Source organism: Alteromonas genovensis (assembly GCF_010500895.1).
Classification (GTDB): domain Bacteria; phylum Pseudomonadota; class Gammaproteobacteria; order Enterobacterales; family Alteromonadaceae; genus Alteromonas; species Alteromonas genovensis.
Genome location: NZ_JAAAWO010000018.1, coordinates 1 through 8371 on the forward strand (window position 1 = coordinate 1; position 8371 = coordinate 8371).

At 40.4% G+C, this 8371-nt stretch carries 11 protein-coding genes; all 11 read left to right on the forward strand.

Annotated elements, in window-relative coordinates; translation table 11 throughout:
* Nucleotides 1–178 precede the first annotated feature (178 nt).
* Nucleotides 179–607 (forward strand): hypothetical protein, encoded by a 429-nt coding sequence (locus GTQ48_RS17140; RefSeq protein WP_163107759.1) that lies wholly within the window; start codon nucleotides 179–181, stop codon nucleotides 605–607.
* Nucleotides 607–1182: a hypothetical protein gene (locus GTQ48_RS17145; RefSeq protein ID WP_163107760.1), complete on the forward strand. Its 576-nt coding sequence runs from the start codon at nucleotides 607–609 to the stop codon at nucleotides 1180–1182. Before GTQ48_RS17140 ends, GTQ48_RS17145 begins: the two co-directional genes overlap by 1 nt.
* Nucleotides 1183–1220: 38 nt before the next feature.
* Nucleotides 1221–1580 (forward strand): hypothetical protein, encoded by a 360-nt coding sequence (locus GTQ48_RS17150; protein WP_163107761.1) that lies wholly within the window; start codon nucleotides 1221–1223, stop codon nucleotides 1578–1580.
* 674 nt (nucleotides 1581–2254) lie between these two features.
* Nucleotides 2255–2878: a DUF4760 domain-containing protein gene (locus tag GTQ48_RS17155; protein ID WP_163107762.1), complete on the forward strand. Its 624-nt coding sequence runs from the start codon at nucleotides 2255–2257 to the stop codon at nucleotides 2876–2878.
* A 153-nt stretch (nucleotides 2879–3031) separates the two neighbouring features.
* A complete protein-coding gene (locus GTQ48_RS17160; RefSeq protein WP_163107763.1) occupies nucleotides 3032–3718 on the forward strand; it encodes a hypothetical protein in 687 nt (228 codons plus the stop codon).
* Nucleotides 3719–3843: 125 nt separating this feature from the next.
* Entirely contained in the window at nucleotides 3844–5478 is a 1635-nt protein-coding gene (locus GTQ48_RS17165; RefSeq protein WP_163107764.1) for a TIGR04141 family sporadically distributed protein, read from the forward strand.
* Between the two features lie 275 nt (nucleotides 5479–5753).
* On the forward strand, nucleotides 5754–5942 hold the full coding sequence (locus GTQ48_RS17170; RefSeq protein ID WP_163107765.1) for a hypothetical protein: 189 nt from the start codon (nucleotides 5754–5756) through the stop codon (nucleotides 5940–5942).
* A gap of 420 nt (nucleotides 5943–6362) precedes the next feature.
* Nucleotides 6363–6674: a hypothetical protein gene (locus GTQ48_RS17175; RefSeq protein WP_163107766.1), complete on the forward strand. Its 312-nt coding sequence runs from the start codon at nucleotides 6363–6365 to the stop codon at nucleotides 6672–6674.
* Between the two features lie 159 nt (nucleotides 6675–6833).
* Nucleotides 6834–7118, forward strand: a complete 285-nt coding sequence (locus tag GTQ48_RS17180; RefSeq protein WP_163107767.1) for a BrnT family toxin — start codon at nucleotides 6834–6836, stop codon at nucleotides 7116–7118.
* Nucleotides 7118–7348 carry a BrnA antitoxin family protein gene (locus GTQ48_RS17185; RefSeq protein WP_163107768.1) on the forward strand — a complete coding sequence of 77 codons (231 nt, stop codon included), beginning with the start codon at nucleotides 7118–7120 and terminating at the stop codon, nucleotides 7346–7348. The genes GTQ48_RS17180 and GTQ48_RS17185 overlap by 1 nt, the downstream gene beginning before the upstream one ends.
* A gap of 112 nt (nucleotides 7349–7460) precedes the next feature.
* A complete protein-coding gene (locus GTQ48_RS17190; protein ID WP_163107769.1) occupies nucleotides 7461–7622 on the forward strand; it encodes a hypothetical protein in 162 nt (53 codons plus the stop codon).
* Nucleotides 7623–8371 lie beyond the last annotated feature (749 nt).

Below are 8371 nucleotides of genomic sequence, written 5' to 3' on the forward strand. Positions count from 1 at the left end.
CTTTAAAAGAAAGTATAGAGAGTATCACTTATCAAGATTGAGCTAACAAAACGCTGTTGGCACTCCCTTCGGTCGCTGGGACGCTAACACGTGGGCTGACTCACTTCGTTCGGATTTTAGCCCACGTGCTAGCGCCCCAAAGCTTAGCGTTAGGCATTCCAATAGATAGGAGTAAAAATTGATTTCAGATGTCATGATATATTTTGTAGGTATTCCAGCTTTTTTGGCGTATTTACTTGTTCTAATTGCTTTCTCAGATAAAAAGAGAGGGAAAATAGAACATTTAGCTTTCCCATTGCGCGATGCGATAGTTGCTACATTAGCCTTAGATTTTGTGGTTTTGATCCCTCAACTTTTTGACATTAATAAGGAGGGAGTCGAGCTTAGCTTATTTAGCCCCGCGATTCTTTCTATGATTCTCTTTGCAGCACATTTTTCTTTATTAACCGTTTCTGAAAGATTAAGTATTGTAAAACAGCAAGTAGCAGCAACAACGCACAAGAAAAGATTAGTTAATTTAGTCTTAGTTACATATATAGGCCTATTATGCTTGATGACTAATGCGGTATCTATTCAAGCGGTATTGACTGGTAAAGGAGCATTTTAATGACTCCTCAGAACTTTCTAGAAAAATCAGCTTGGGCTGTTATACCCGCGATTGTCTTAACTGTGTGTTATTGGTTTGCTAACTTAATGACAGCAGATATGGCGGCCGTGTCGTACAATCTGGAAAAACACTCAGTAAATGGCTTAACTTCAATATATTTAAACTTAACAAATAACGAAGATGGTATTGCAATTGACGACATTCAAGTAGACAACCTCCCTCAAGGAAAGCTTCACTCCTCAATATCTAAAGGTGCAAAAGATATAAATATTAAATCGTGGAAGGGGGAGCTTCTAGCTGGGGAAAATATTGAACTTTTATTGATCACAGATAAAAACCTAGCAACTGATCAAAATTACATAAACAATATTTTTAAAGGGCGCTATAAAGTAAGAGAAAAAGATAGCGGAAAATTCATTTGGAAAGATGTCTCAATCTCTGAAAAAGGAATGTTATCTTTTAACAAAAGCACAGCTTTTATATTTTGGTATTTAATTCCTCTAATAATAATTATTGGCTTAGGCTTTATCGTTTTGTATTACATAAACAGAAATAACAGCGGTGTAAATGCCTAACAATGCGTTTAAGGGCGGACACAAAAAGGAATTGAATAATGCGAATCAAGTTGCCACTACGTGAAAGGGTCGTGGAATATCATAAAATGTTTCACGACTACATGAAGCATGTAGCAACACTCAGTACGGGATGCATTCTGATCATGATAGCATTTTTGGAAAAGCTTTCGTCTGAACCGGATGCTACTGGAGCTATTGTTTTGGCTATAATTTCTTTCGTCGTATCAATTGTAGGTACTGTGGCCGCACAAGTTGGAAATATGGAGCAGCTCGGAGCGCAAGATATATCCTTTGGTTTAAACTCAATAAGTGCAGTTGGAATGATTGGCGCATGGGCGGGCTTTTTAGTCGGTATTTCATCGCTAGCCTATTTCGGCGTAATTAACGTCGTTGTTTGAGCAACAATGCCTAACAAAACGCTATTGTCACTCACTCCGTTCGCTGGGACGCAAACACGGGGCCGCTTCGCGATTATAGCCCCGTGCCTGCGCCCCAAAGCTTAGCGTTAGAAGGCGTCAGCCTAAACTACGTTTGGCTTTATAAAAATATCAGTTCAACCACCCTATTCTGTTGTTTCCAACATCGCCCAAGCTTTGGTAGTTTTAATGTCACCGCGCTTACTTCAAAGGTTGCGCAATAGGCGCTTCACCAACAAGTTCTTATTTTACCCGGCAAGCGCCATTGCACTCGGCAACTCATAGGACGGCTTGCTTCAGTCAAATCAATACCATCACTGCGCTGTTGTTTTACTTGTTTGTGTTAATAATCAATCGTATGCTGACTTTATTAGTTTTTAACTAGGCCAAAGGAACAGGCTCTGCTTCTAACAAAGCGCTCAAGTTCACTCCCTTCGGTCGCTGGGACGCTAACACGCGGGCTGACTCACTTCGTTCGGATTTTAGCCCACGCGCTAGCGCCCCTTAGCTTAAAGTTATGTGTCAGGCAATAACGTCATTACTTGATAATCATTATGATTGAATCTATACTAAAAATCGTATATGTTCTATTTTCACAAAACACTCGAGGTGTTAGCAATGTACCAAGAACACGACAGAGACGGTTTATAAAGTAATTGTTAGAATGCAATAACAAGGATAGTGTTTGCTCTACGGTTCTATCTTATATAGACAAAACTCCTATATTAATTCCTGCATCAATTACTGCGCTAATCGCAGTAGTTGGTGTGATTCTGACTCTTATTTCTCTAAGATCAAGCTATAAACTAGCTAGGACAAAAAACTCCCTCGATTTTGAAAAAGCAATCGAAGATTCAACTCGTTATTCGAAATCTCAAGCTGAAATTGCGTCTTTTAAAAGTAATACGAATCAAGACATCAATGCACTTCGAGCCATCGCAAAAGAGCCAGAAATAGATTACACGGCATATAAAGCAGCAAGCGATATCTTAAATTGGTGGGAACGAGGTGCTAATGGAATTAAATGTAAAGCTTACCGGGAAGACGTTTTATATAAGGTCTATTGTTCAGAAGTTCTAAATATAGGAAATTATCTGATACCTTTTATAGAACAAAGGCGATCAACTCGTAATAACCCATATATATTTAAAGAGTTCATATGGTTAAGAAAAAGGTGGGCTCGTAAGAGACGAAGGCAAAATACCTTAACACTAAAGCAAATAATCGTATGTTTTTTATCAGCTATTACCACTTTTTCCATATTCAAGCTTCTGCTGTAAAACACATAACGCATTAAATCGCTCGCAAGCTCACTGGGACGCTAACACATGGGCTGCGTCACTTCGTTCCTAATTTTAGCCCATGTATTATCGCCCTTTATGCGGGCGTTATGTTGCTCTCTGACATCATCAGTAAATTTGAGATTGTAGACTATGGAAATAAGTCAAACTGTAAAACGCGAAATAGATTCACTCATTGATATTGGAAACAAGATCATCCAGAAAGCCTCGCAAGCTCGCAGTACCTTAGAAGGAAACGATTTAGCGGAGGTTTCGTCATGGGTGACTAGGATTGGGCAGTTAGTGAGAAAACTATATGGTGAAAATAGCCAACATTTTGCAAATTTTGATCGTGCCATTTCCATTGATAGTTTTTATTCAATTCATAGCAACTGGTACAGGCAGATAGCTGAAGTTCAAGGGATAGCTTTAACCATTAACCATGATATAGAAAATGATTTAATTGGCAGCATCAAAGGATTACTTCAAGCAGAAATTTTTGCTAATTTTTTGGAGATTGGCGAACATTTGTTGTCCGAGGGCTATAAAGACGCAGCCGCAGTTACAATTGGCACTGTTCTGGAAGATGGGCTGAGAGAACTATGTAAGCGGAATAATATCTCAATAACTAAGCCGAATGGAGCTCCGTTAACAATTGAACCATTGAATACTGAACTAGCAAAAAGCGATATCTATTCAAAGCTTGTCCAAAAACAAATTACAAGCTGGGCTCACATAAGAAACAAAGCTGCTCACGGCCAGTACAGTGAATATGACAAGTCTCAAGTAGAAATGATGCTGTTGTTTGTTCAAAGCTTTGCAGAGCAGCATCTTGCATGAGCAACATAACAAACCAAGTAAGTGGGACAAAAACACGTGGGCTCCCGTCACTTCGCTCCGAGTTATAGCCCACGTATTTTTGCCCCTTCTTGGGGCGTTAGGCATCAAATACGGAGTTTTCTGCAATGGATGGTGATGAAAAAAAGCCGTACCTCTTTCTAAATTCATTTCTCGTAAAAGACGAATATAAAGACCTTGACGTCAGTGAATTCTTAAAGAGTTCTGCACAAGTAAATTCCTACGACATTGATACTCAACATGAGCTAGAGGGGCGTCTATTCGTAAAAATTCCAGCGGAGAAAAAGCCTAAGTGGGCTACTTTTACTGAAGAAGTTACGGGTGTAGGTTTAGAAGAGCTGTCGAATAGATCTAGCTCTGCGTTATTAATTATTAAAACCCCCGACAATACAATGGCTTTTACTTTTGGTTATGGTCGTTTTCTCTTAGATACTAAGTATTTCGTGCATGACTTTGGAATTAAAACAGCGCTGAACACTTTAAAGCACGACAGCTTGAGAAGTGTTGATCTTTTTACTTTAGATGATCAAGCTGTACAAAAAAAGTCTCAAGCAGCGAGGGAGTCAGGTGTCGGCGTCTTTGGGATTGATATTTCGAAAGATGTATTGAGAGCAGTAACAGGTTCACCTAAGTCTGGTGTCAATTTAAAGAATATCTCAGGAGGCGATTCTGTATTTTCTTTTGGTATAGAGTTAAACATCGATGAAATCAGTGATTTAATCTCAACGCTTTCGGGCTATTACGACAACGACTCTTACAAAGGTGAATTTTCATGGGTAGATAACATTCGTAAGATTAAGGAATCGTCTGAAATTTCAAATCTAGATGATCATCTTGTTACTGCATTAAAAGCCAAAAGCCCTGATGTATGTGTCACTATTCCTGAGTTAGCTGATTGGGATTCTATTTGGGGTTTTAGCTTTACGCGCTCCAAAAACACGATAAACCCTACAATTGAAACTAATGACTACTATGCAAACCTTGATGTTGCTGCTGTATCTGTTGATTCAATAAAGAGAGACCGACTATTTGTATACGATGTCCATGAAAATGAAACAGAACACCAAATATATAAATCTATTTACTTTGAGCATAAAACAAGCGACAAAGTATATGTGCTGTTTGCTGGGGCATGGTACGAAATCGCTACTGACTTTATGACTAGAGTAAACACCACGCTTTCACAAATACCTATATCTAGCTTACCATTCCCTGAAGTTTATACATGGAGTGAAGTTGTTGATGGTAAGACAAAAGATAAGATTGAAACCGAAGGTGATTACAATGAAAGGGCTGCCAACACACATTCTTATCACCTTTTAGATAAAAAATTAATTAAAAGCAACAGAACGACAACTTCCATTGAGCTTTGTGACCTAATGACTGCAAACAAGCAGTATATTCATGTCAAACACCGAAAAGGTGGCTCTGCTGGGTTAAGTCACTTATTTGCTCAAGGTAGTGTGTCTGCAGAAGTATTGTTGGGTGATAAAGAGTTTAGGAAAGCGACTAGAAAAGCTCTTAAGCGCGTGTGTAATGGATTACAGAATACAGTCTCGTTAGATAACTTCAAAAGTGATGGTGTAGAAGTTGTATTTGTAATACTTGGAGAAGACTCATCAACCTTGAAGGATAACTTACCATTTTTTAGTAAAGTGAATCTTTCCAAGGCATTTGAAAGTCTTTCTCAACGAGGATTTGCCGTGCAAATTGCGGGTGTAGGTACGGTACCGAAGCCTTGATGCCTAATCGGGTAGACGGAGGTATCTAACCTCCAGCCCACACAACATCCTGCATGCGGTTCCGTACAGGGCGTTTCCCAAAAGTTTTCAAAATAGGCTGGCCGATTAGCTCCAACTTATCCCAATGCTGGTTTCTGCTTTTGCGCCAACGCTCCTAAGCCCGGTCGGGCATGAAGACGTTGAGCTGCACAGGCTCCTCACTGACCTTTAGGTTTATGGCGGGTCGGCCCCCGACTTCACCGTGTCCCATCCATTACGATGGGTGTTTGGCTACTATGCCGTCTGCTGACTTCTGCTTAATCATCAACAAAGTTGCCTCTATTGACGCTGTCGGTTTTCATCGTATTCGCTCTTTCCAGTTGATGGAGCTGAAAAGCCAAGGCACTTGTATACCAGAACCTCACTGGTTAATTACCGATCGCTTGTTAAGCAGGTCTCTGGAAGGCCAGTCCCACCGCAGATAAACACATGGACTGTCTCTGCACTGCTGCATCATTTACGGTGGCCGTTAAGTCACATGGTTTCGTTGTCTCGTGCCAACTCACCTTCAGCCTACGCCTCATATGATATTCTTGTTCATCAGCTCGCAGATTTGCTAGCGGCTTCCTCCAGACAAATCCTCGCGGATTTGCCCTTGCCATTCGCTAGTAGTTATCATCTAATAGCAATATAAATCGCTAAGGATGGTGACCTTCCTACAGAGGACTTTTATCCGGGGCGGCCTCCCGCTCATTAGTTCATGCCCATGCTGGGCGTACACAAAAAACTGCAGTCGTTCGCTAGCGCTCACTGGGACAATAACACGTAGGCTCAGTCGCTTCGCTCCCATTTTAGCCTACGTGTTATTGCCCCTAAGTTGGGCGTTAGGCCTATAGAGGTAGAGCATGATTTCAGAGGCAGATTGGAAACACTTCAAACGAGTTAAGGCAGATGCATTAGATAAATGCTGCCAGCAAGTTTTGGACGATGTGCGTAAAGGAATCGATAATCCCGAACTTTCAAATCATGCAAGATATCTTTATTTGTATAAATTGATGGAAAACAGTGACAAACGTATCGCCAACATATTCGATTACAATGCAAGGTCCAAAGCTATGCTGCAACTTGCATTAATGAAATCAGAAGGCCTTCTAGAAGCTAAGCAAATCAATGGCTTCTCAGATGAGTTACAAAGTTTTATTAATAGCCATGACTAACTTATCGGCACGGCCTTACAACTCAATAAACTCACTCACTTTGTTCGCTAGGACGCATACACGCGGGGCGGCTTCGCCATTATGCCCCACATGTTTGCGCCCCTTATTTGAAAGTTAGGCCCCTTTGACAATTCACCTCATTGTACATACGATGTACATATGATTAAATTCGAATGGGATGAGGCAAAAGCTTCATCGAATCTCAAAAAACATGGCATCTCTTTTCGTGAGGCCCAGTCTATCTTCTATGATGAAAATGCGGTTCAATTCTATGACGAATCAAATTCTATTCTTGGAGAGGACAGATTTCTTATGTTAGGTGTCAGTTCTCTTTCAAATGTACTTACCGTTTGTCATTGCGAACGCGAGGATGGAAGTAAGATAAGAATCATTTCTGCTCGTAAAGCAACGAAAAACGAACGCAAACATTATGGTGGCCAATAATGGAAGCAGAATACGATTTCAGTAAACTTAAATCTCGCAAAAACCCCTATGCAAGTAAGCTTAAAAAGCCAGTTACCATGCGGTTAAGTGAGGACGTCATAAGTTACTTCAAAGAAATGGCAGAAGAAGAAGGTGTGCCTTATCAGAGCCTCATCAACCTTTATCTTAGGGATTGCGTTTCTCAACATAGGAAGATTGACATTTCGTGGAAGGGCCCAACAAAGGGCTAAACTCGTTCCCTTCGGTCACTAGGACACAAAACCAATGCGAGGCTTCGCCGATTTTCGCACTACGTTTGTGCCCGTTAGCTTAAAGTTATAACTACCTCACTAGGAGAGCAATATGGAAGCTATGGGAATTATAGGATTTATTTTTGGTTTAGCTGGTTTATCTTATGCTACGACAGCAAAAAACGATATCGCCAAATTGAAAATAGAGTTTGAAGATTTTAAGGCATCTTTAGAAGCTTCAGATAAATCGAATAAAAATAATTCATCGGAATAACTATCGGCCAAATGTAGTCATAACAAGGGTTTTCAAGTCGGATAAACTACAGTTGGTTTTTTGTTCGTTCCTCACTTATTTTAGCAAATTGAAATTTGCCGCTTAAAACGGCGTTATAAGACAAAGGAAACTCACTGAACAAGGTTGTTATTAGTATCCTTTCAATATTACTCCTGCTAACCAACGTGTTTTGGTTGTATCAGAGTTTGGATAACGGTGTCTCTTTAACTTACATGGAAGCAAGCCTAGAAACCCAAACTAAAATATCGGAGCAACTGTTCGCTCTAACAAATGCGCAGCTCATAGGTAAAAGCGTCAACGAAGTTGATAATATTGTTCCACTGGATATTTATGGCTCTCGACCATTCATAAAAGGTGATTGCTTATATTATGGTAGCGTATGCCTAATTGTTGGCACCAATGGCACTATTCAGGGTGTTAAGTAACATGTCTTATAACAAAAAAATCAAGTTCGCCCGCTGCGCGGTCTGGGACGCAAACACGCAGGGCGCTTCGCGATTATGCCGCTACGTCACTGCCCGCTAGCTCAGCGTTATATCCGGACTTCCCAAACTTAGCGAGTAAGACCAACATTCTCAAGGAATAGGTTATGTTGATTAAAGGTGTCCGTCCGGTAATCCCCACATTCAATTCATAAATTAGCTACGGCATGGTGTTCTTTTTTTGCTAAGGAGAATACCCATGCAGCGACACCAACGAAGAGAAGTGCAAGACTGGCTCAATTTATT